Annotated in this window: 19 protein-coding genes and 3 pseudogenes; 17 read left to right on the forward strand and 5 right to left on the reverse strand. The window is 52.0% G+C overall.

Annotated features, from left to right (window positions below):
- The first annotated feature begins 1 nt into the window (after position 1).
- The 5 genes from LIW51_RS34715 to LIW51_RS34735 all read left to right on the forward strand — a co-directional run bounded on the left by LIW51_RS34715 (position 2) and on the right by LIW51_RS34735 (position 2,670).
- Complete coding sequence (locus tag LIW51_RS34715; protein WP_227380102.1) at positions 2 to 592, forward strand: dihydrofolate reductase family protein; 591 nt, start codon at positions 2 to 4, stop codon at positions 590 to 592.
- Positions 589 to 1,158 carry a dihydrofolate reductase family protein gene (locus LIW51_RS34720; protein WP_227380103.1) on the forward strand — a complete coding sequence of 190 codons (570 nt, stop codon included), beginning with the start codon at positions 589 to 591 and terminating at the stop codon, positions 1,156 to 1,158. Before LIW51_RS34715 ends, LIW51_RS34720 begins: the two co-directional genes overlap by 4 nt.
- Complete coding sequence (locus LIW51_RS34725) at positions 1,155 to 1,562, forward strand: SRPBCC family protein (RefSeq protein WP_227380104.1); 408 nt, start codon at positions 1,155 to 1,157, stop codon at positions 1,560 to 1,562. Before LIW51_RS34720 ends, LIW51_RS34725 begins: the two co-directional genes overlap by 4 nt.
- An 81-nt stretch (positions 1,563 to 1,643) precedes the next feature.
- Positions 1,644 to 2,003 carry a DoxX family protein gene (locus tag LIW51_RS34730; RefSeq protein ID WP_227378265.1) on the forward strand — a complete coding sequence of 120 codons (360 nt, stop codon included), beginning with the start codon at positions 1,644 to 1,646 and terminating at the stop codon, positions 2,001 to 2,003.
- A gap of 442 nt (positions 2,004 to 2,445) precedes the next feature.
- A complete protein-coding gene (locus tag LIW51_RS34735; protein ID WP_227380105.1) occupies positions 2,446 to 2,670 on the forward strand; it encodes a hypothetical protein in 225 nt (74 codons plus the stop codon).
- Positions 2,671 to 2,834: 164 nt separating this feature from the next.
- Here LIW51_RS34735 and LIW51_RS40240 read toward each other — a convergent pair.
- Positions 2,835 to 3,053: pseudogene (locus LIW51_RS40240) on the reverse strand (DUF7344 domain-containing protein); the annotation flags it as partial.
- A gap of 772 nt (positions 3,054 to 3,825) precedes the next feature.
- On the opposite strand from LIW51_RS40240, the gene LIW51_RS34740 reads away from it, so the two are divergent.
- A complete protein-coding gene (locus LIW51_RS34740) occupies positions 3,826 to 5,613 on the forward strand; it encodes a hypothetical protein (RefSeq protein ID WP_227380106.1) in 1,788 nt (595 codons plus the stop codon).
- On the opposite strand, the gene LIW51_RS40245 is transcribed toward LIW51_RS34740, so the two are convergent.
- Positions 5,614 to 5,745 carry a DUF7503 family protein gene (locus LIW51_RS40245; RefSeq protein ID WP_438267486.1) on the reverse strand — a complete coding sequence of 44 codons (132 nt, stop codon included), beginning with the start codon at positions 5,743 to 5,745 and terminating at the stop codon, positions 5,614 to 5,616.
- 407 nt (positions 5,746 to 6,152) lie between these two features.
- Between LIW51_RS40245 and LIW51_RS34745 the strand changes: the two genes are divergently transcribed.
- From LIW51_RS34745 to LIW51_RS40255, 6 genes and pseudogenes are all read left to right on the forward strand, one after another.
- Positions 6,153 to 7,070: a DUF7504 family protein gene (locus LIW51_RS34745; protein WP_227380107.1), complete on the forward strand. Its 918-nt coding sequence runs from the start codon at positions 6,153 to 6,155 to the stop codon at positions 7,068 to 7,070.
- 409 nt (positions 7,071 to 7,479) lie between these two features.
- Positions 7,480 to 7,881 carry a PAS domain-containing protein gene (locus LIW51_RS34750; protein WP_227380108.1) on the forward strand — a complete coding sequence of 134 codons (402 nt, stop codon included), beginning with the start codon at positions 7,480 to 7,482 and terminating at the stop codon, positions 7,879 to 7,881.
- A gap of 40 nt (positions 7,882 to 7,921) precedes the next feature.
- Complete coding sequence (locus tag LIW51_RS40250) at positions 7,922 to 8,071, forward strand: hypothetical protein (RefSeq protein WP_438267487.1); 150 nt, start codon at positions 7,922 to 7,924, stop codon at positions 8,069 to 8,071.
- A gap of 1,358 nt (positions 8,072 to 9,429) precedes the next feature.
- The gene (locus LIW51_RS34755) at positions 9,430 to 10,947 is read left to right on the forward strand and encodes a DUF8593 domain-containing protein (protein WP_227380109.1); all 1,518 of its coding nucleotides are present in this window, start codon (positions 9,430 to 9,432) and stop codon (positions 10,945 to 10,947) included.
- 2,198 nt (positions 10,948 to 13,145) lie between these two features.
- Positions 13,146 to 13,283 carry a magnesium and cobalt transport protein CorA gene (locus LIW51_RS34760; protein ID WP_227380110.1) on the forward strand — a complete coding sequence of 46 codons (138 nt, stop codon included), beginning with the start codon at positions 13,146 to 13,148 and terminating at the stop codon, positions 13,281 to 13,283.
- Between the two features lie 115 nt (positions 13,284 to 13,398).
- Positions 13,399 to 13,490: pseudogene (locus LIW51_RS40255) on the forward strand (IS5/IS1182 family transposase); the annotation flags it as partial.
- 290 nt (positions 13,491 to 13,780) lie between these two features.
- Here the strand turns inward: LIW51_RS40255 and LIW51_RS34765 are convergent.
- Positions 13,781 to 14,521 (reverse strand): mechanosensitive ion channel family protein, encoded by a 741-nt coding sequence (locus LIW51_RS34765; RefSeq protein ID WP_227380111.1) that lies wholly within the window; start codon positions 14,519 to 14,521, stop codon positions 13,781 to 13,783.
- Between the two features lie 697 nt (positions 14,522 to 15,218).
- Here LIW51_RS34765 and LIW51_RS34770 point away from each other — a divergent pair.
- A complete protein-coding gene (locus LIW51_RS34770) occupies positions 15,219 to 16,004 on the forward strand; it encodes a helix-turn-helix transcriptional regulator (RefSeq protein ID WP_227380112.1) in 786 nt (261 codons plus the stop codon).
- Positions 16,005 to 16,127: 123 nt separating this feature from the next.
- On the opposite strand, the pseudogene LIW51_RS34775 reads toward LIW51_RS34770, so the two are convergent.
- A pseudogene (locus LIW51_RS34775) lies at positions 16,128 to 16,277 on the reverse strand (site-specific integrase); the annotation flags it as partial.
- A 298-nt stretch (positions 16,278 to 16,575) separates the two neighbouring features.
- Positions 16,576 to 16,887 carry a DUF7347 domain-containing protein gene (locus LIW51_RS40260; RefSeq protein WP_438267488.1) on the reverse strand — a complete coding sequence of 104 codons (312 nt, stop codon included), beginning with the start codon at positions 16,885 to 16,887 and terminating at the stop codon, positions 16,576 to 16,578.
- A 102-nt stretch (positions 16,888 to 16,989) separates the two neighbouring features.
- On the opposite strand from LIW51_RS40260, the gene LIW51_RS34785 reads away from it, so the two are divergent.
- From LIW51_RS34785 to LIW51_RS34800, 4 genes are all read left to right on the forward strand, one after another.
- A complete protein-coding gene (locus tag LIW51_RS34785; protein ID WP_227380543.1) occupies positions 16,990 to 18,789 on the forward strand; it encodes an SLC13 family permease in 1,800 nt (599 codons plus the stop codon).
- Positions 18,790 to 19,588: 799 nt separating this feature from the next.
- Entirely contained in the window at positions 19,589 to 20,179 is a 591-nt protein-coding gene (locus LIW51_RS34790; RefSeq protein WP_227380114.1) for a metal-dependent hydrolase, read from the forward strand.
- Positions 20,180 to 20,317: 138 nt separating this feature from the next.
- Positions 20,318 to 21,658, forward strand: a complete 1,341-nt coding sequence (locus LIW51_RS34795; RefSeq protein ID WP_227380115.1) for an LVIVD repeat-containing protein — start codon at positions 20,318 to 20,320, stop codon at positions 21,656 to 21,658.
- Between the two features lie 1,051 nt (positions 21,659 to 22,709).
- Positions 22,710 to 23,585, forward strand: a complete 876-nt coding sequence (locus LIW51_RS34800; protein WP_227380116.1) for an endonuclease/exonuclease/phosphatase family protein — start codon at positions 22,710 to 22,712, stop codon at positions 23,583 to 23,585.
- Positions 23,586 to 23,794 lie beyond the last annotated feature (209 nt).

Consider the following 23,794-nt stretch of genomic DNA (forward strand, 5'->3'; position numbering starts at 1 on the left):
CATGAGCAACGTAGTATTCGATACCAGCATGTCGTTAGACGGGTTCATCACCGCAGCGAATCAGAGTCAGGAGGAGCCGTTAGGTGAGGGCGGACAGCAGCTGCACGCGTGGATGGAGGATGATCGTGGCCGTCAAATCCTCGAAGAAGCTAGCGGCGACCTGGGAGCGGTCATCGCGGGCCGCAAGACGTACGACGATTCTGTTCCATGGTGGGGATCGGATGGGCCGACCGGTCCTGCCCGCCGCCCGGTGTTCGTCGTCACACACGAATCGCCTTCAGACGTACCTGAGGATAGCGTGTACACGTTCGTCACCGATGGCATTGAGAGCGCTCTCGAACAGGCGAAGGCAGCCGCAGGCGATCAGACTGTCAGCGTGATGGGTGGCGCGAATATCGGCCAGCAATACATCGCGGCTGGGCTGGTTGATGAGATCGGGATTCACCTCGTGCCAGTTCTCTTCGGAAGCGGTACTCGGATGTTTGAGAATCTGGGTGACGAGCACATCCAACTGGAAATCATCGACGTGACCGAATCCGCCTCAGCAATCCACATCCAGTTCCGTGTCAGCTTGAATGGAGACGAACCATGAGGAAACTCATCGTCGAAAACAAGGTCACACTCGATGGGGTTTTCGATAAGCAAGCGGAGTGGCAGATGCAATTCTGGGAGGACCCCGATGAACTGGTGCGCTACTCGAAAGACCACATCACCGAGTTCGACGCACTGCTGCTGGGACGCGTGACGTACCAGGGCCTAGCCGCCGTCTGGCCGTCCATGACGGACGACGTGGGGTATGCTGACTGGATAAACAGCGTCCCCAAGCACGTCGCATCGACGACGTTAGATACGGACGAGATGGAGTGGAACGCACGCCTGATTACAGGGAACGTCACCGACGAAGTCGCCGCGCTGAAACGAGAGGACGGTCGGGACATCCTGATGGTCGGGAGTGGAGAGCTGCTAGAGACGTTGATGCAGCAGGATCTGGTCGACGAGTATCGGCTGATGGTCCACCCCGTCGTCCAGGGCAGCGGTAAGCTCCTCTTCGAGGGCACAAACGAGCCAACGACGATGAGCCTCGTCGACACGGAGACGTTCAGCTCGGGCGTTGTCGTGCTCACCTACGAGCCGGCAGGGGAGGAGAACGACGAATGAGCGACGAGAATCAGCTGATTGTCCGGCGGACCTTCGACGCGCCCCGCGAGCGCGTATGGCAGGCATTCACGGATTCTGACGAACTGCCACAGTGGTTCGTTCCGGAGGGCATGGAGGCGGAGGTTCACGCCCTTGAGCCCGAGCCCGGTGGCGCGTTCGCGGTGAGCTGGACGGATGGGGAGAACCGCATCGATAACGAGGGGACCTACGTTGAGGTAGTCGAGAACGAGCGCCTTGTCGCGGTTGAGGAGACCATGGGAGGAGAGCTTCGTCTGGGCTATGAATTTCGGGAAGTCGACAACGGTACCGAGGTCATTATCACCCAAAATTTCCCGGGTTCGGTACCCGACGGTGCCAGTGAGGGCTGGGCAGGCATGCTCGACACCTTAGCCGAGGTGCTCTAAGAAATGAGCGCACGTATCACTGCCCCCGTTGAGACACCGGACGACGAATCAGCGCAGAGGAGACCCACCCTGTCCCATGCATTGTGGCTTAGTCAGGGGTTGCTCGCGCTCGTCTTTGTATTCGTAGGGAGCATGAAATTGATCACCCCGGTCGAGGTGATGCTGGCGTCGATGCCAGTCACGCTGCCAGGCCTGTTCGTGCGGTTCATCGGTATAGCCGAGGTACTCGGCGCGATCGGCCTGCTCCTCCCCGGGATCCTACACATTCGGGAAGGACTGACACCACTGGCCGCCGTCGGGCTGGTGATCATCATGAGTGGGGCGACGGTGCTCACGGTGGTGGGCATGGGTATTGGGCCAGCGCTGTTTCCAGTGGTGTTGGGGCTGCTCGCCGCGTTCGTCGCCTACGGCCGCTGGCGGCTGGCACCGCTCGGGGTCTGAAGTCCAGTAGGTCAGTTCATCAATCGGCGGGGCGAAATCACATTAACTGATGCCCAGGTCGCCGCGCTGGACTTCAACGGCGATGGTGAGCTGACGCTGGCGGATATTTCAGCTTACAAGAGGATGTATCGGTGAACCGCCTCGCGGTCAACCCCCCATGCACCGGTAGACAATCACCGCGATCCTAACGAGGAGCTGTCACGCATATTTTCTCACGTACCTCCCGGGGGTGGTCCACTTCCGCTTATAGTCTAATCGACAGTGGTTGATAGAACGTGTTGGATTGTAATTTCGATGTATGAGGAATTTTGAGGGTGAAGATTTTGATGAGGCAACAGGCGTCGCTCACAAGTGAGAGCTAGAAAACAATCGGTTCCAGTATGTCTCAGCTACCATACTTCTTGGTCTGTCCCCCTTATCTTGAGAGGGCGGTGAAAAACAGATGGTGACAATCACGGATACCGAGGTCTATGGTCATTCTCGTGAGGTCATCGTCGAACTCCGGGGTGTCGATGCACATGATGAACCAGCAGTACACTCCTATCACTTCCGGAAAATCGATAATGACGTGCTTCGCTTACAAGATGAACTCGTTGATCGGCATCAAGAGTCAGTTGAGACGATCCTCACCGATGTAGGATATACGATTGAGTCGCTCACTCAATAGTTGAATGGCGTTTTTTGACGTTGGTTGATGTGTTCCGTATAGATTAACCGCCAGTTGAGAACTTTTACTGCGCGTGATGATCTGAGCCCAGTCAATGCGGCTGATGGAGCAGCGACGCGAGGAAAGCTCTCGGTGCTCTCAGTTTACTTATAGTCCATGGCAAACTAAAGGAGCATTTTAATCTGGCCGTCATCACGATAGTACACGGTCTCACTCCGCTGGTCGTATTCGATAACACCGTGGTTAGCGAGCTGCGGCAGATGCGTGTGGACAAGCGCGGTTCGTGCGTGGTTAGGAGCTGTAACGTCGTTGATGTCCTTGTGAATGTGCTCAACCAATTCAGTGAGTTCATCGACGTCCGTCTCGTGCTCGACAAAATAGAGTAAGACGGCACGGCATTGGTATCAGCGAGCAGTTCGTAGACGGTATCGAGCTCAAGGCACGGGGTCGAGACGTGGTTGTTATTCGGTGGTGCAGTCATTGGTCTGATGGCAATCGATGTGTGTCAGTCGCCCTCACCCTCACCGGAGTCGCCACAGCGAGGGGCTGCATCGGCGTGGACTTTTGTGCTCCGCGATCGTGTGGTATACAATCGCAGGCTCTATCGGGTTTGTGGCATCGCTACCGACAAACCCGCCGGAATCGACGGCTGACACTCAGCGAAAATACTCTGATATGCAACTCACGGTAGTAGACACACAGCACGTGCCATCCTCAGGCTTACGAGGATCATACAAACGCAATTGCCCGGCTGAAACCAAAAGACGATCCTAGATCCAATGTATGAGGGGTACTGCCACCGAGCAAAGTCGCGTCGTTACCAACAGATGATGACGCGACTCAGGACTGCGATAGCTTTTTACCCACTGTACATCATGAGTCCAGATAATCTCACCGAAAAGACTCCCAAAGGGAGTCGTGAACATCGTGCTCACGTTTGAATCACACCCCAATTCTGGACTCACGATCGTCGACACTATCGAACGCCGTCGATACGTTCTCGATACGTCGACATTAGTCGATCCTGAACCTGCAGACGAGGATCAGTTTTACTTTCCCGTCGATCGCGCCGTTCGAATTTCGACCAAACAACTGAACCTCGATCATCGAGCCGACACTTTTATCCGGAACACGAGGGGTGAACTACTTTTGGAAGTGGATCCTGACATCGACACGGAGCTAGCCTCAGGAACATACTATATAGAAGTAAATGCCCCCGTCAAAGTGTACCTTCGAGTTGATGGGGCACTCTCAGTGCGGGCGACCATGGAGCGTGTCGTGTTCGAATTCGACACTTCTACCGTACTCGTCGGCGCTCGCTCGTATCATCACCATCCGGCGGCGACGGTGACGACGACGGCCGACCCGAAAGATGTACTGACGGCGTTGTCTGTGCTCTCGTCGGCATTGAAGACCACGACGTGTGAACGGTCCTATCCAACACTCAGGGGCCATCCGCCAACCATCGAACTTGGTGACGAACTCCAGATCCCCGATGAGATAACTCGAGCGCAGACCGGAATTCGATTTGAACTACCACTATCACTTCAAATGGCGTACGTCGCTGCGCCGCTGGCGTACTATCTCGGGGCAGAGATGGTTCCCGGCGACAGTCCACGACTCGTGGCAGACGGGTTCGAATACGGGTTTTCGAACACAACGGTCGAACAGGGGATAGAGCGCGTCCTCAAACAGACGTTCTTCCTCGACTGTCTTACTCGCACAGAGGGATACTACCAGGTAGACCTCTACGAACGCGAGCAGGCCGACCTTGAATTGGATTTCGAGGAGCTGTACGAGATGCCGATTACAGAGCAATTGCCGGCGTACCTCTCCGTTCCATTCGACCGTATCGAACCACTCTTGCCACAGTGGCCGCTTACTGCCCACGTGTCGCCCACCCCTGAGCAAGTCACTGCGATCCCCTTTATTGTACACGACCTTGGTCTCATCCGAATGCCGCAATCGTCGCCCGCCTCGGCCGACGACATTGCTTCGTTCGTCTTGGAATCGTTTCTCGGAAGGACAAGGGGTGAATCGGATGAAAGTCCGACGTTCGTCCGTCCTGAACCAACAGACTCACTCGAACAAGCGTGGTTCACCGACCACGTTCCACTTAATGCGACGAAGGCACTACCACAAGCATTTCGAAACAAGCTTGAACGCGAACCAAAAACCGGTGCTATCGATATCTCCGTCGTCTGCAACGACGCAGAAATGGCCGCTGACGAGCAGGTAGAACAGGCATATCGATCTCGTGACGAACTCGCCCTGGATGTGACCACTCACTATGACCTCTCAACAACTGAACTACGCACCGTTCTCGAATCCGACTTGGACTTTTTTCACTACGTTGGTCATATCGACGGGAATGGATTCCGGTGCCACGACGGCTGGCTTGATGCGACGACGCTAACGAGCGTGGGGTTTCCTACCTTTCTGCTCAACGCTTGCCAATCGTACGACCAAGGAGTCGAACTCATCGAAGGAGGAGCAGTCGGTGGAGTTGTCACATTCAGCGAGGTCGTGGATGATGGTGCTGCACGTCTAGGATACTCGATGGCGCGATTACTCAATCTAGGATTTCCGCTTCGAGTAGCACTCGCACTCGCTCGACGCGAAAGCATCGTCGGGAGTCACTATATTGTCATCGGCGACGGGAGTGCTGATGTAGTACAAGTCGACCTAGGCGTTCCAATGATTTGTGATATTGAACCTACGGGTGAACGCTATGACGTGACACTACTGACATACCCTTCTCGGGAGGGAAAAATTGGAACGATGGTCGATCCACTCATCGAGACGAACGACCACTATTTTCTTGTGCCGGGATCGCTTCGAACATTTCGGCTTTCGGCAGAGGCAGTTCGTAATTATCTTCTGTGGTACCAGTTGCCAGTAAGAAAAGAAGGGCAACTGATCTGGGACGACGATCCTCTATGATTAAGGACCGTACACTGCTAATACACCTAACGCAGCGGATCCGGCCTGTGAAAGCAGCATCGTAGCCATGAACAGGACGCCGATCATTCGGCGATTCTCTACTAGGTACGACTGGAACGAATTCTTCATCATCGAAACTGGTATCGACCTCCCTGTACTTTGGTATGAAGTGGTTGGACCAAACTAAACGTCGCCTACTGCTTGCGTAGGCGACGTTAATCTACGAGAAAGGACTGCATACTCCCAGTCACTATCGTTTGACGAGTATTGAAAAGTAGTCGTACATTCTAAATATTTTGAATCAAGACGGGGAATAGGTTTAATACTGATAACTTGTGTAGTAGCTGTTGTTCGAAATGAGGGGCCGAACTTTCGACCGTGATGGGATCCGAAGAGTAGCGTTCCCCTATCTCGCAAACGAAACCTCTTCGTTTGTGAACGAGCAGCTAGTATCAATACAGACCAAATTGATGAATTATTATAAAGACACGTATGACCCACACCAGTCAATGCTATAGAGAACGAGGAGAGTACAGATCGTGACGGGAGGGAACTCACTTCCTCACTTCGATCCCGGGAGCAGCATTCTTATTGATAATGCCCTGACCTCCCCAGATGCAGCCAAACCTGCGTTCGACCTCCTCTCACATCTTACACCGGACTCAATTGTTGCAGTTACGTACAACCAGTCAGCCGATACGTTCCTTCGACAGTGGCGGAGTCAAGTTGGAACGATTCCGAAGTTCGCTCGTGTCATCACTGTCGGCCGGTCGATGCGCTCGTCGGCGACTCAATTGAGTCAACAAAACATCGTCCGTCCCGTAAAACGCCTCGATGACCTAACGGGGGTGCAATCAGCAGTCGCTTCGGCGCTAGATAACGCAACTGACAAAACGGTACTCATTTTCGACTCACTTACCACGCCGCTTACACACGTCTCACCCACTGAGATGATCTCGTTTTTTAGCTTCCTCTCAAACCATCTTACTGATACCGAAGCAGTCGGATACTTCCACATCACCACTCGTGTTTCCGATGCTACCACGGTCGCGTCCATTCAATCACTCGCCGACGCGATAGTCGAACGCGACGAGGATGATTGGCTCGTTCGGCCATCTGTTGAGTGGATTTCCGAATCTTTATCGGCCGACCTCCTGTTTGACGTCCTCCGTTCGAGACAACGCCGAGAGGTACTTCGATACCTGCTTCGCGCTACTGAACCCGTCTCGTTGGACGAATTGACCACTACCATCGCCAAACGTGAATCAGGTAAACAAACGATAAACAGAAACGAATACCGGAGATACTACATGAGCCTGTCTCAAAAACATCTCCCGAGACTGGATGACGTGGGTTTCATCGAGTACGATAGCCCGACATCCCGGATTTTGATTTCCAAGGCGGCGCAACATATTGAGCCATTTCTCACTCTCGCAGAGGAACTCAGTGAACGGTGAGTTCGTTGCCTGCTTGAATCTACCGTATTTATTGAAAATGCGACTAACACTTTTCAGCATTAGTGTTTCGACATAGAACTGGTATAACGAACGAAATCACAATCTCACTGTAAAATACTACAGTACGGCACTGTCTAGATACCCTCCACAGGCGTTCGTCCGTTGATTATTCGTCTCGACGGCTCTGACTGGGTCTGCGGTCACACGCAAGGAGATGGTGGAGAAATTACCGACTCACGTGACTGTGACAATGGCGTTTGCAGATAAGGAGTACACCACCGATATTCCCGTCATCGTCAAGAAATACCAGGAAATCCACCTAGCATAGTCTTCAATGGGGCAGTGGTGATATTTACTGCCAGATTTACTATGGGATTAACCACATATGATCTATAGAAGATGACCAAACATGTTTATCCATGCACCCAAGTATGAAGCATACCAGCCCTATGAGAAGGCAGTGAATTCCATCACGGTGTCAGCAATGACCGACGAGAGTTCTCCCCCTAAAAGTGCATTCGCCGCGTCAGTGGATGGCTTGGATGAAGCATCCTACTTTCAGACGCTCGTCGAGAACACCTCGGATGCGATTCTCACGCTCGACGAAGAGAGCACCATCGTCTTTGCGAACGCCGCGGTCGAGCGCCTTCTTGGGTATCAGCCGGACGAATTGGTTGGGCAGTCAGCAACCCAGATCATCCCCGAACGACTACGCCAGCGTCACATAACAGCACTCAACCATTATCTTGAAACAGACGAACGGAGCCTCGATTGGGACGGCATGGAACTCTCTGCTTTGCACAAGGTATGACCAGTATGAGCGTATTCTTATTGGTCTTCACCACCAACAGTTGCCAAAATTAGTTGGTGCTGGTATCATTCGCTACGATATTGATGCTGAAACGATTACTCTTTTAGAGACGGTTGACCAGCTGACGCCCTATCTCCAGCTTGCCATGCCTGATGATCTTGCCATGTCTGACGAGAGTGACGATACATAGCTGGATATCCACCTGACTAGAGAGCTAAAAGCACTAACCATTATCTCTATTGAATTGAGGAGTTAGGTTCGAGCGCCAGAAAGTCGGCGATACGATGTCTCATCACGGCACTACATCTTTGCATACGCACGATCTAGTGGCTCTTGGAGCAAGTCTAAGCGTCACAACACTCTCAGGCTGCACGCAGTTATCACGAGCACTTCCCGGGTGCAGCAATATGGACAGTACGGTCGTTGACCTTGCGTCTGTGTCGCTCTCCGATGAGCTGGTCTCACATATCTCTCCACTCGTATACACGGACCTTCAAACTGAACACCAACAAATCATCGAGAAGGCCAGCGGTGGTGGAAGGCACAGAGCTTGTCCCCAAAATCTGATGCGGTCCAATCTTTTGTTGACCTTGCGAAGAAACACATTGACCGGCAATGGGAGGATTACGGCGGTGAACCGGAAAATAACCCGGAGTATCTCCGCAACGCATGTCTCAGGCGTGAGAAGTCGTATTTCGAACTCGAAATCTATGTCGAAGATGTAATAATCGCGGGCTGATTGAACGATACATTCACACCACGGACTGCGCACAAATCGATACGGGGGTACCGGGGTGATTCTACTTCCGCTTATGGTCTAAGCGGCAGTAAGTACCATTCAACTAGCTCTGGCCCTCGTGGCCCCAACATCGGTGACGCTGAACTCGATCACATTGCCGCTGTCTTTGAATGCAGCCAACGTACTCGCGGCCCCGAAGTTGATGCCTTTGAAACGGACTTCGCACACCCTTCTGCGATGCTAACTATGCCTTTAGACATTTATTACCACATCACTATAACATCTCAGCGGATAGTTCGTTACCAACAAGCCTAATTACGCTCTCTACGAAGAAAAATCTGTTAGATTCAGTCCAAGCATCTCACTAGTTAGAGAAGTACTGCAATAGTGTCCCAAGAAAGTTAGCACGCTAATATGTGGCTGACCATCTGACTATCAGAAAATATTAAGCTTGGACATAGAGTTGTACAGTATAGTCACATGCAGATCACCATCGACGCGAATGGGGTTAAAAGAACGCACCTACGAGATGGATATGCCGCCCTGGAAGAACGAGATCGTGTACCTTAAGGATAATATCTATAACGTTATGGGGGTGATTTGGCGAGAAACAGCCGATAGCGGTGGGTTAGAGCCAGTCGTTGAATTGCATCGGAGCTCTCTCTAGAAGAAAAGTAACCTAATTAATAATCCCACGGTAACACTGGATACCACATGAGCGCCTCAGTAGAAGTTTCGTGAAAACATGAACCATCGACGGTACTTATTGAGACGTTCAGCATAGACAGAAGGTGGAGGACTGTACAGACATGAGTCTTGACACTGACCGCGATACCGATAGTCGCATATCAACCGACAAAGAGACGATTCAGAGGTGGGCAGAGAAACACGAAGCAGTCCCAGTAGAGGACACTGCGAGCAGAGAAGAGACCGAGCGTTTCCACATCATCCCGGAAGAAAATGTGGGTGACGCACACAAACAAGTTGAGTGGGAATCGTTCTTCGAGATGCTAGAGGACTGGGGATACGTCGTGATCTATCACGACGAAGAGGGAGCCGAACCATTTGAGGTCGTGAAGCGCAACAAGGCGATAGCCCACGTGGATGTGGACAGGGATGAATTTGAGGATCAGTTGCTGGCAGGAAATCCGGTAACGAGCACGGTCACGGAGACGACTGTCGTCGAAAGCGTTCTCGTTGAGGAGACGACGATCGAGAGCGAACTTGTAGAGCGTGAAATAATCGATCAGCGTGTACGCGACGTCGAGCTCATCGGACGTAAGTGTGCCAGCTGTAATTTGGTCGCAGACCCAGATATAGATGAGCAAGGGTGGTTCGACTTAGATCGATTCCTTGAGATGCACGATGGAATGGGAGACGAATCTGGGCAGCCAACTACAGAGGAGTTTGCCGCTGACGAGATTCCGTATCGTCCCAGGATCGATGTTGAGGAGACTTGGTTGGTCACTCGTGAGCTTGTCGAGCAGTTCACAGTAGAGAGCCATATCGAGGACATGGAGATCAAAGAGTCCGACACAACAGAGGATCATGATCTTGACGTCAGTGGTCTCCACCGGAAAATCGCTGAAAGCGGACTCCTCGACGTCGACCGGTCACCGAACGAGGTCATGACAGAGTTCGACATCGAAAGTGAGATCGACAAAGATGATCGAATCAGTACGCACTTCGAACGTGAACGGGTTGTCCAAGATGAAGTCGTCGACCGAAAGCGTCTCTACACCGATGTCACGGATGGTGATCTCTTAGAGATGGAAACCATTCGACGCAGGGACATCGAGACTGAGCTCGTCGGTGACGAGGAGTTCGTCGATGAACGAGACGAATCGACTGAAGCAGAAGAGCCAGAGGAGGAGGTGACGGAAGAGTCAGACAAAATGACTGATGCGGAAGGAGACGAACCAACTGAAAGGGAAGAGGGGGAAGACACACAAGAGCTAGAAGAGACCGGGATTGGTGAACGAAACGACCCAACGGAAGCGGCAGAGGGGAAAGAGGTAGAAGAGCTAGAAGGGACGCAGGGGTCAGAGAGTAATGAGCAAGACGAAACGACAACTCCAGTCAGTCTTACTGACGACGAGATCGGCAAAACGGTCGTCAACGCGAGCGAAGAACCTATCGGAGAAATTACCGAGGTCGAAGCAACGGAAGCGAAGGTCTACGTTGACGCCCACCCGAGCATCACCGATCGGATTCGGACCAGATTCAACTGGGGCGACGGTGACCAAGGCGATCTCTCGGTCCAAGCCGATCAGATCGACCGCATCACCGACGAGCAGATCGAACTCAAGGAAAGGGAGGAACTCTAATAAGATGGCAAGTCTTTGAAAGCGAAGTCGGAACCGCCATTAACCACCTGCTGTTCATATTGGCATTCGCTCTCCGTGATGTCGTTCACTGTCTCTGGACAAATTTTTCGTTGATCTTGTAAGCCCGCTTCTAGGCGAGAGCATCGAGCTGACGTTATTCTGTTCTATTGTCACTCGCAAAAACGCTGAGTACAAAGTCTCATAAGAATCAGCGCTATTATCTTCAAAACAATCCATTACACTGCTATCTGTGTAACGCACTCTGTTATCTGTTTCAACCCCCTATACAATATTCAGGGTCTGTACTTCGGGAGTTTATTCGTGACCGTTTCCGGCGATGATAGCCATCTACTGACGCTATTTCTTGGTTGCACTGTCGACGCAGGGGGTGGCCGTTGATCTCGTCTTCTTCTCCTCCATCTTCACGGGGATTTCTGGCAGCAATCGGAGCACCGTACCTCGTGCGCGTCGTGCCAAATCAGGTCTGGCGCTATGTCATTCCGTTGCATGCGTTCACCATCGGCCCCCTCGGTGTGACGATTGGGCTTGAGATCTAATACTCATAGTATAGTAGTCTCGTTAACAAACAAATGGAACTTCGTTTGATGAAGAGTGAGAAAGTACCTTGTACTCTTGAACCATGTGTCTAAATATTTATCGACATTCCATTCTAAAGTGCAACTCCTTACTAGAGAAAATCTATGAATCATGAAGTATATGTTAGTGGGATAAGCTGTCCACATACCATCAGCCATTGTTCGGTTAGGAATGCGGCGCTACACGAGACAATAGTTATATCGGTAGAGCATTCCCGGTGATCGACTGAGGATCATCGAGTCACTCAATGAAATACAGACGTAGCGAACAAGAGTCGAGTTGAATTACTGAGATCACCAAAGTAGACGGAGTTGCCAATACAAGATGAATCGTCAACGGTGCTGTACTAGTAACACGGACTCGAATAATTTGAGTGGAGCGAGACCGATCTTACTCTACTTTGCAAGTCTAAAACTGTTCAAGACGCAGGACCGTCAGCATAGCGGTGGCAACCGTGCTGACGGTCCATCACGGATGTTTGCGATACGATGAGTATCACGTAGAGCACCGTAGTACGACCTGTCAGCTAGACAGGGCGGCGCTCACGTTCATCCAATGCCCGCTTCCAGTATTGTTATGCAGTGCCTTCGCTGAATCATCTCACGCGAATATACCAACCGTCGAGCGTCGAATCAGCGCATTGGGAATCACTAACGAGAGCTCGGAGTCGGTTGACTTTGCTGCGACGGTGAGCTACAGATGGTGATACTATTCATGAATACTACGTGACCAGTTACCGACTGTAACGCGGGTTTCGACATTCAAGAGGATGTTTCGGCCTCCGTGATCTTCGCTTTAGCCCGTGAACTCAGCTCGCTTATTCGGAATCCGTGTCGTGGTCAATCTCCCGAATCCAATATCGGTTTTCCACACAAAAGCACTCACACTCGGGACAGACGTGCTGCTGCATTTGGAACTCCGTATGGCGGTTGAGACAGATGTAGTTTGATAGCCCTGGTGTGTCCGCCTCAGTAGCCCACCAGTCCGTTGGTATAAGCTCCATGGGAAGATCACTGAGAGAATTCCCGCTTAGTTTTAATAAATATATTCACCGTACTGTTTTCATTGCGACCGACTATCAACCGTATCCTCTTCTCTACGGTTCTCAAATGCCAAATGGGGAATCAGAAAACGAGGGATTTGACTTGCTCGGTTATTGAAATCCCAACTATAAGTTTCTCTCTCAACCCTCTCCGCTCGTGTCTTTCACCTCATAGGTCTACTTCCGCATACTCATCACCGACGGTCGAGATCTCGGCCATCCAATCATCAGAAAGCGAAAGAATAGCGTCTGGTTATTTAGTTAGTATAAAGCCCCCATCAAACTCGGTGATGGCACTGTGTTTAGTAGATAGTAGTCAAGATATGGATTAGACGAGTAGTCAAAACTATTTATGGGTGTTCATCTCTCAAGTCGATATGCATTTGTACTATCAACCTATGATTGATATAGTCATATTTCTAGTAAATGATAACAAAAGTAGCGTTACCGACTAATTCATAACGATGCTAAAAGGCGCGATATTGCGATTGTAAGTGTCCAATATCCGCTGGCCAAAAACGCTATATATCTACCTATCTGAATATCCATGCGGTCAACTATGAGTGGAAACTTACCAAATCCTGAGAACGTCAGCGCCGACGAGCTAGTCAACCTGATTCAAAACCTTCCCGAAGAAAAGCGCGAAAAGGTGCTTTCGCAGATCAGCGGCGATGTCGGTAGTAACCTGGGGATGTAGTCGGTATCGAGCGAAAATCGCTGTTTTTTCACAGACGTTCCAAGCCAGAGATCCTGCCCTTCCCGGGGTGAGCGGAAGCCGATAACTCCTCAGCTTCGTTCAGTGATAAAAGCAACTGGCTAAACAAGCATTGGGGAAGCATGTGGGTTTGCCCGCTGGAAGCACGCCGTAATCCACTGTACCTGGTTCGAAGACAGCTACATCTACCCTAAGATGATCGTCCGACGCTCACTGATGAATGCGGTATATACGTCTTAGGCTGTGATCCCGACGATCTTCCAACCGCCGCTGGATAACTGGGATATACTTGGTAGTGATGTGCTCACACGGTGCGACCGTCCAAGCACAGACGTGAGACTGTGAATTTCAAGAATATATTCTACTGTTTGCCATCTCCAACGTCGAACGTATCTCCACAGCATTATGATCCTGACGCTGTACCCTCTTTCAACAAAGCACTGTGAACGGATTCCGTGAAAAACCGTTCACAGAGACTCTCAGTCGTCGTCGCTTGGTTGCGGACTCGGCGTGCCTTGCTGGGCGCTGCTCATCCAACCCTCGATGTGGTCGGCGACGTAGTCCCGTCCACCCCAACCAAATGCAACACCGACGCCGATGGCGATGGCCGCGGCGAATCCCCACGCGAGCGCTCGCGCGAAGACGTACAGGATGCCCACGTCGATGCCCATCGTGTCGAGACCGATGACGATGGCGGTGAAGTACAGGAACATCCGGGTTCCCGTGGCGAACCACTGGGTGTACGCGGTGTGGGTCGCCGCGCGGGTTCGCATGATGGCGTCGCCGATGAAGTCGGCAACGACGAACCCAAGCACGATGACGAGCAGTCCGGCAATCAGCGCCGGAAGGTACGAGACGGCGGTCGCAATCCACTGCGATAGTGTTGCGATTGCGAGCACGTTCGCGGCGGCGAGAATCGCCAGGGCGTAGATAAACCATGCAGCGAGTTTGCCGAATGTCCCCGACACTGCACTTTCCGTTCCACCGAGTATCCGCCCGAGCGGCGTGTTGAGGACCATTCTGTCGAGTTCGATTCGATCCGCGATTCTGCGGACGACTGCCGCTGCGGCGCGACCAATAATCCAACCGATGAGCAGGATGACGAGCGCACCGACAAGGCGCGGTAGGAGCGCGATGAACCCCGAGACGGGGTCTTGCAGCCATCCCGGAAGTCCACCGGCTTGTAAGATAGTGCTGGTAAAGATATCGTGTTGTATCATGGTTCGTTCTCCTTCATGGTGGTAGTTCGATTAAACTGTTGGACTACAGCCGGTTTGTTGTTGACTGCCTATACAATGACCATAAACGAGTAATGGTGAATGAGTCGCCGTCCGCCGCTCTTAACACCTGCGCAACTTGATCGTCCAACGAATCATCCAAATCTACCTCCATAGTTTGGCCAATATGAACAGGAAGAAAACACAGTATTAATACGAATTTGAGAATGGTAAGTTATTGACTGGTTCAATTTCAATCCTCCGTTTTTGACGCACCCTTACCTGTTAGATATGACAACGAGTAATATCTCTCTGACGGACTTCCAGAGGCGTTTGTTGCCATCTAATTACTCACTTTTAACACGTATAACAGAGTATTGTCGATATTTTCACAATTACATACCTGCCGGTGTAACATATGTTGTGAATTCTTTCATACTTTGCAATAGCCTACAAAGATCGTTCAGCCACAATACTCCTCAACCCAAAATAGGACTAATTATCTCCTTAAATCACGGACTTTTATATTGATTTGAATCATTAAATGGTGCTCCTGGTAGTCAGAGACGGATTATTTTATGGACGAGTAGTAACGCAGAGAACAGGGTTGCCAACTATACGGGTTCACTAAATCACCATATTTAGGATGAAATAGGGGAAGTATCTTCCTTTTATGAGATGGTAGTGCATTTTGCCGGTTATGACTCCACGTGAATACGTGAACTTCCTCGCAAACTCCTCCACACGACACCAGATACTACAAGAAATCGCAGAGCAGCCGACTGCACCGAGGACATTGGCGTCCAAGTGTTCATGTTCACGGCCGACAGTCCATCGGGCACTCACCAAGTTCCAAGCATACGACTGGGTCGATGACCTCGAAGATGAATATCAGATCACATCGGTTGGAAGCCGGATCCTCCACCAGTATGACGCACTTCTTGAGACGCTGTCGATCGTGATGGAGTATCCGCAATTTTTCAATCAGCTTGGAGAGGAGGGAATGGGTATCCCACTCGAAGCCGTAGAGTCCGGCACAATTGTCACGGCCACTCCGAAGAATCCTCATGCACCACATTCTCATTTCGCAGCACGGCTGCGAAATTTGCCGAGTGAGCAGTGTTATGTACTCGTGCCAATCGCTAGTCCAAGATTCATCGAAGCCGGTAAACCCCTTCTCCAATCAGGGACGACTCTGGAACTCGTGTATGATCAGTCAGTCATCGAAACGGCGAGTTCAGAGGACGCGACAGAGATGAGGGCTGAACTCGAAAATGATCAGGTTTCACTTTACGTGTGCCCAGACTCGTTTTCGTTTGGCCTAGCGCTCTTTGATGAGCATGTTATTGTCGGAACACACGATGAGAACGGACAATTCTCCGCCTGTCTCGAGAGTACTAACCCGGAACTGTACACCTGGGCAACGAACAAGTATACTGAATATCGAGAAGCCGCACATCAGATTGACCCTTCAGAATTCTCCTGAAGCCCGTTCGTCAGAAGAGCCTTTGGTGATGGGTTATATGCTTCATGGAGAGCGGCGACCCGACCGATTCTACTTCCGCTTACTGTCTTCTGGAGTAGTGATTCTCGGCCCTTGATTGGCCGCTCATAGTTCAACAGCGCTCATCGACGCAATGATATTCGTTTCTGTGGGTGCAGCGAGATACGGCTCAATCGCATCATACGACGACCACCCGCCAAGAGCCATCACAATCCGCGGTGAGACGTTCTCCTCGACAAGGAGGTGGTTCGTCCAGAGTGAGGTGGAGTATCTGGACGCACTCGCGGACTTGATATTCAAGTATCCGACGCACGACGACAGTCGTCACATAGGCAATGATCCGAGGTAATCAGACTAGCCTCCGTACTTGTTTATCTACACTCGTGCCGATGGGTGTGTAGGCAATCGTCTCCACACGTCTTCCCTCGGCGTCACACCATGCCAGGAGTGTGGGGCGATTAAGGCGCATAAATGCATGATGAGGGGACAGACCTTCCGAAGTAAGATAGAGACCCAGGCGGTCCACGAACTGCGCATCTGACGGCGACCGTAACTATCGATTGGTAAGATGAACGTGGATGAGTCGGTTACACTCCGTCTCATTACAAACGGGACAAACCTCATCCGCTGTGCTCTCAGGTGCTTCGGCACGTGCCCGAGCAATCTCAGGATCGACATCAGAAGCTGCAAGAATGACACGTTCGCCAGCATGCCCGAGGTCATAGCCGTCGTCGGTTTCACGGACAAATCGCTCACGAAGCTTCGAGAGATGATAGTTGAAGCGGCCAGTATCGCGGATGCCAACCCGTTCACGGAGTTCCGAGAAGGTGAGTGGCTTCTCGGCCGTCGCTAATTGTAGTTCCAATACTATTAGTTGTTCGCAGCCTGTAGTTCTTCTCCCCCCTCACACTTTTTGTTTGTTTAGCGAGTTGTAGTAGCTGTGGCACTCGCTGAGTTGACGACAGGAATGTTAGTTGTTGTTGCCATCATCGTCGCAGCGCTCGTGCTGTTTGCGACCGAGCCGGTGCCAATAGATATCACGGCGATCGGGGTCATGGTGGCGCTGATGGTGTTGGAGCCGTGGACACAAATCTCACCTGCCGAAGGCGTCTCTGGGCTTGCAAACACGGCGACAGTAACGGTGTTGGCAATGTTCATTTTGAGCGATGGCGTCCGCCGGACTGGCATCATCCAGCTGCTCGGCCAGCGAATCGCTACGATAACAGGCGATGACGAACGCAAGCAGTTGGGAGCGATCATCGGCGTCGTCGGGCCAATTTCAGGGTTTATTAACAACACTGCGGCGGTCGCCATCTTATTGCCGATGGTGACCGACATCGCGGATGAGGGAAAGATGTCTCCATCGAAGTTGCTGTTGCCGTTGTCGTATGCCTCGATGTTCGGCGGGATGCTCACGCTCATTGGTACCTCGACAAATATCCTTGCCAGCGATATTGCCGCTCGTCTGGCCACTCAGCATCCCAGCCTGCACGCCTTCTCGATGTTTGAGTTTACCAAACTTGGCGTCGTCGTCTTCGCTTTCGGGACGCTGTATCTTTTGACACTGGGACGGTGGCTGGTTCCGGCGCGAATCAAGCCCCAGGAAGACCTGACCGAGGAGTTCCAGATAGCTATGTATCTCACCGAGGTCGTTGTCCACGAGGATTCTCCCATCGTCGGACAGACGGTCGAAGAAGCTATCGAGGAGTCTGACCTCGATGTGGACATCATCCAGCTGATCAGAAACGGCAACGTCTTCCTCGAACCGCTGGCTAGGAAGACTATCCGCCCTGGTGATGTGTTCGCAATTCGAACCGACCGCCGTACACTCGTCCAGTTGATGGGACTTGACGGTCTCGACTTGCTCCCAGAAGTGCGGGTCACCGAGGAGAGATTGGAAGCAGCGAGTGAGGGACAGAACCTCGTCGAGGTCATCATCAGTCCTGGTTCGTCGCTCGTCGGCGAGACGCTCGCGAGTACAAATTTCCGCGAGCACTACGATGCGACGGTGCTCGCGCTCCGCCGCGGGCCAGAGGTCATCCGTGAGCGCTTCGAACGAGTCGAGCTACAGGTCGGCGACACGCTGTTGATTCAGGCGACGACCAACAGTATCAGTCGTCTGGCCGCAAACCCCGCTTTTATCGTCGCACAGGAAGTCGACCGACCAGAATTCCGCAAGTCAAAAATCCCACTCGCGATCGGCATCGTCGCGGCAGTTGTCTCTTTGGCGGCACTCGACGTCGTCCCGATTATGGTCTCAGCGCTCACCGGGACACTGGCTATGGTCGTGACTGGTGTGCTCAAGCCGACAGAGGTGTACGATGCAGTGCAATGGGACGTGATCTTCCTACTCGCAGGGGTCATCCCGCTGGGAATCGCCATGGAGAAGACCGGGACGGCAACCCTGTTAGCAGATTTCGTGGTCGCTAGCGGGGATATTTTCCCACCACTTGCCGTGCTCGGACTTTTCTATTTAGTGACAGCACTGTTAACGAACGTCATTAGCAACAATGCCAGTGTTGTTCTCATGATCCCAGTCGCCGTTGAGGCCGCTGTGCGACTCGACGCGAACGCGTTTGCGTTCGTGCTGGCGGTGACCTTCGCCGCGAGTACTGCCTTCATGACACCCATCGGCTATCAGACAAACCTCTTCGTTTACGGGCCAGGTGGCTACAAGTTCAGTGACTACCTCCGCGCTGGTGCGCTGTTGCAGTTATTGTTTACGGTTGTGACACCGCTGGGTATCGCACTCTTCTGGGGCGTCTAAGAGAAGAAATATTACGCAAAATTCAACCAACAAACCACCGAGTATTCTGTGGATGATCGACTCGCCTGATAAGACAGAAACTGACGGCGAAGAAACGACCTTGGATTAAGATGATCAGGCCCAACAAGCGAGAGCGTCTTTGGAGCGACTCTTCTTACCGACCTCTCGCATCTGACTGCAGTCGCCCTGGGGTCGTTCACGGTGGGCGTAGTCTATTGGACGCTTGCACGGATGGAGGAGTGACGCTATCCCGCCGACACTAGCGGTTGTTAACACAATATCCCTTCTCACTGGTTACAGTGAACGGAACTTCTAAAGGGATTGTGAACATACCTCACGATGTCGGGTCTTGCATCGACGTTCAGATATGCCCGACGAACGTGGATCGCATGGTGTAGCCACACTACCTCTATCATCCACGTTTCACAGCCATGAATGTGCATCGTTGTGGTCATATCCGTGAGCCAGAGTAGCTAAGTGAGTCACTCACACACTTCTAGTGTCGGGTAGGTTATAATTAGTTCACCCGACGGACGTGGACTTCATGGTACCTAACACCTACCTCTATCACCTCCACGTTCCGTGCAGTGTCATGCTCATTGGAGAGGCACATTCCTAATGTGAAAGAAAACATCATTGAGAACAACTGAAGTACTCCGAGAAACGACTCGTAATTCCTCGGGGGGACAGAAAGACTATGATTTAAGCGCTGCTAATCCAACTATGGTTTCCCCCGCTGTTCCGACCCATTGCTTAGATCCCTCTCGACTAGATGAATACGACGAACACAGAGTGATGAGTGAGCGATAACACCATGTGGCCTTGGGAACACGCTATCATCGGTTACATCGCGTTTTCACTCCTCGTCCATCTCGTTCTACGTCGGTCACCGACTGGACGAGAAGCAGTCGTTGTCGTGTTCGCATCGGTCTTTCCCGACATTATCGATAAACCACTAGCCTGGCAGTTCGGGATCTTCGAGTCAGGCTATGCACTAGGCCATTCAATCTTTTTCGCAGTGTCATTCTCCATTGCCGTTTTTCTCGTGACGACCTACTACCAGCGGGTGAATCTTGGCGGTGCATTTAGCCTCGGATATCTCCTCCACTTGCCCTTTGACGTGATCCCAAAGTATATACAAGACGGCTCGCTACCAATCGCTATCCTACTCTGGCCACTCGAAAAGACGGAGTCATCCTCTGAGGGGTTTTCTGAGATGTTTGTTTATTACTTCGCTGACTACATTTCTGAAATACTATCGGGTGAATTAAGAGGATATGTGATCGCGGTGATGGGGATGATAGCCTTCTGTATCCTGCTTTGGACGTACGATGGCATGCCAGGATTCAGAGAACCAATCACCTACGTCTGGAAACAAATATCAAGGTGATTCAGCGTCATATCGTGCTTGGACAATGGTTCAAGCTACAGATGAGTAGGCAGTATTTGTGCGGGTAGTCTTGGTTTCAGAGGGCCCATAACAAACGGTGACGCTGCTGTTCTATCGCCTATACGAGAGTGATCACCGATGACATCATCTCCTGATCCACCATCCCGCCGTCGAGTCCTCCAGCTTTCCGGCTCAGTCCTTGCCGGAATCTCCCTCGCAGGCTGTTCTGCCTCGCCGAAAACGGACAGCGAGGAGGAAACAACGACAACAACTACTGTGAAAGAACGGGCAAATCCTAATCAGCTATCGTTGCAGAAACTAGGCCAAACACTCCCTTCAGGAAAGTCACCGCCAAGTGGTGGCTATTCAGAAACAGACGTTCGAGCTGACGGTCGCTATGCCGTTCTCGGTACCAAATGGGGCATCAGCGGTAGCTATCTCGTTGATATCAGTGATCCCACTTCCCTGAAACAGGTGCATTATCTGGAAAATTCGAACGATGCTCCGAACTTGGATGTCAAGTTCGACCACCGGAAGGGGTTGTACTACCGAGCAATCGAGGAAACGTGGTCCGGAAATTTCGAGATCGTCGACTACGGGTACGATACCGGAACGCCGACAAACCCGAAAGTCATTGGATCCGTCTCAAAGGGGAAGTCGCACAACGTGACCCCACACCCAACGAAGTCGGTTCTGTATACAGTCAACTACGATACAAACACAAACGGATTTGATGTGTACGACGTCACTGATCCAACGGCCCCGCGTAAGCTGGGTGAGTATGGACCGCAAGGAGCGGGGCACGATATCAACGTTGATCCTGAACGAGAGGTTCTCTGTTGTGCGTATCAGGCAGGCCAGTTCACCGGACTTGTCCTCTACGACGTGAGTAAACCACGAAAGCCAGTCGAAATTGGACGCTTTGATTATACAAAGAGAAAACCATACAGTGAAGCACGCGTTGGTGAGGAAGCATTTGGGGCTGCACATCACGGCCACTTCGATCCGCGACGCGATTTACTCGTCATCGGAGACGAGCGTCCAGATGGGGTGCCAGGTGGCAAACACATCTTTGATGTCGGGTGGAAGGATGGATCACTGAAAAATCCCATCCCGATTGGGTTTACCATCTCGCCGAATGCTCGCCGCATGGAAAACGGAAACTACGCCGAACGCCTCGATTGGACTGGGCATCATTTCAACATTGTACCGTGGGGGGATGCAACGCTTATCGTCAGTGCCGATTGGCACGACGGTGTTGTCCTATACGATATTACCGACCCGACAAATCCGCATCCCATTGATCAGTATCCCACCGCCGACGGCGCGAATAAGATGACACCGAATGACAAAGTTGCACAGCTCGGCAAACCACCGATGGCGTGGAAAGCAGCGTATAATGCCGACCGCGAACTCATCGTCGCGAGCGATTCATTCACTGGACTGTATACATTCGAACTGGCGGCTCAATCGCAGTAGTTCTCGCGAGGAAACAGTTGATTTACTCCAGAAGCTTGTTTTCTCTCCTTCCAAAGAGGAGTCGGCTTTGTCAAGCACGTTTTCCACTGGATAGATAGCACTGATTTAGCCGATTCCACTTCCATTCACGGTGGAAAAATCAGTGACCTATGTACTATCACTAGAGTCATAACCGAGTGCGGCGGCTACGTCCAAAAGGCCTGCGCCACTCAACGTTGAGCTTCGAGAGTCGCGCGCATATTTGCGTTCCTGGGCACGGTACGCACAGCAGCAGCGGCATCGCGAACCCGACGTGGAGCACCCGATTCCCCACCCACCATCAGGCGCCCCTTCACGCTGAGGCGATGTTGAGCGACTCCCAGTAAGAGAGAAATACATCGGAAGCCTACCACCATCTTTCTCTTGTTTCAGAGACCATCTAATAATATTTGATGCGGTCATTGGACCAACTGCGAGCGTCGCACTGAACGTGGTATCCGGTGGACGCTCGATCACACAAAAATATGTCGCGTTGTGAGCAATGCCATATTCATGGTTGACGTGGGTGGTCACTCCACCGCCCCCACGATTCTACTCCACACGGAATTCTGGGGTACGAACAGTTGCTTATAGGTAAGAATACTCTCGATATGCGTCGGGTCTGATAGTGTCAGTGGCAGCTCCCTCATAGTAGCTCACTCACATAGTCGTATGTCTCTTTCACTGTTTGGTGAGGCGGTGAATCCCAATATGTGAACATCTCTGCAGCATCGTCTCCATCACGGTACAGTTCGTGTAGAGCAAATACATCAACCAAGTCGTATGAGATTCGTTCGAGACGGAGTTGCTCCGTCTCAATCTGTTCGGGGAACATGGAACCCTATTCGGGTTTGGGAGTATTCATTGTTAAGTAGTATCACGAATTGCGCACAGAATGATGCGGAGGTATCGGGGGGAGTCCACTTCCGCTTATAGTCTAAACGATAGTGAGCCTCACAATCGAAAAACCACTCGAGCGGTCGAAATGATAGGTAGCACAATCTTGATACCGACGTCAGCAGTAACCGAAGGTGTGAATAAGACGGAGCTGACGCAACACAGTGGGTGTAATGAGGTCAGAGTTGCGACGCTCAATGTATTCGGTGCTCTAGACGATTGGCCGGCTCGCCGGGAGGTCATGGTACCCGGTTTCGAGGCGTTACGCCCGGATCTAGTAGCGTTGCAGGAGGTGGTTGCAACACCTGACTACAATCAGGCCTATGATTTGTTGGGTGACGACTACCACATTGTACACCACAGCGAGCGGGAGTCGGACGGCCGGGGCATCTCGATCGCCAGTCGGTGGCCAATCACGGATGTACATGAGCTCGCTCTGAAAGACGTGGCGTCGCGCCCGGCTGGGTTCGCCTGCTCTTCTATGATCGTCGAGGTACAGACGCCAGCCCCGATTGGACGACTCCTGTTCGCGAACCATCTTCCGGACTGGCAGCTAACCCATGAGTACGAACGCGAACAACAGACTATCACTGCCGCTCGATTTATCGAGAATCTGGTGGGTGACGAACGGGTGCATGTCGCGGTCGCCGGTGATCTGAACGCTACGCCAGATGCAGCCACGATCCGATTCTGGACAGGCAAGCAGTCGTTGGGTGATCTCAGTGTTTGTTACCGCGACGCTTGGGCAAGTACCTATCCTGACGAGCCCGGCCACACGTTTACGCCCGATAACTACCTGACTACGACCGGTGATGGTGGTGACTGGGCTCTCGAACTCGGTCGGCGCATCGACTACATTCTCGTGCGCTGTACCGACCATGGCCCTACATTGGATATCACCGACTGTCAGCGTCTATTCGACCAAACTGTCGACGGCGTGTGGGCCAGCGACCACTTCGGCGTGACAGCCGATCTGTCGGCGACCACCCCCTCGGGGCGATCTGTGCCATGAACACCTGGAGTTCCGGGTTACGACCCGCAAGAGAAGGGGCGAATTAGTTACTATCTGATACTAACCTACGAGTGCCCGATTGCTGTCTCTCCCCCCTTGACTGAACCAATCAAATCATCCGTTTATACAGGGAGAAATACGGAAGCAAAGCGGTTGAGCGGTTCAACCAGACGAAATCGGCTTCATGGAGGGCGGCGTCCCGGCTGTTT

The sequence above is a fragment of the Haladaptatus halobius genome, assembly GCF_020618475.1.
GTDB classification, from domain to species: domain Archaea; phylum Halobacteriota; class Halobacteria; order Halobacteriales; family Haladaptataceae; genus Haladaptatus; species Haladaptatus halobius.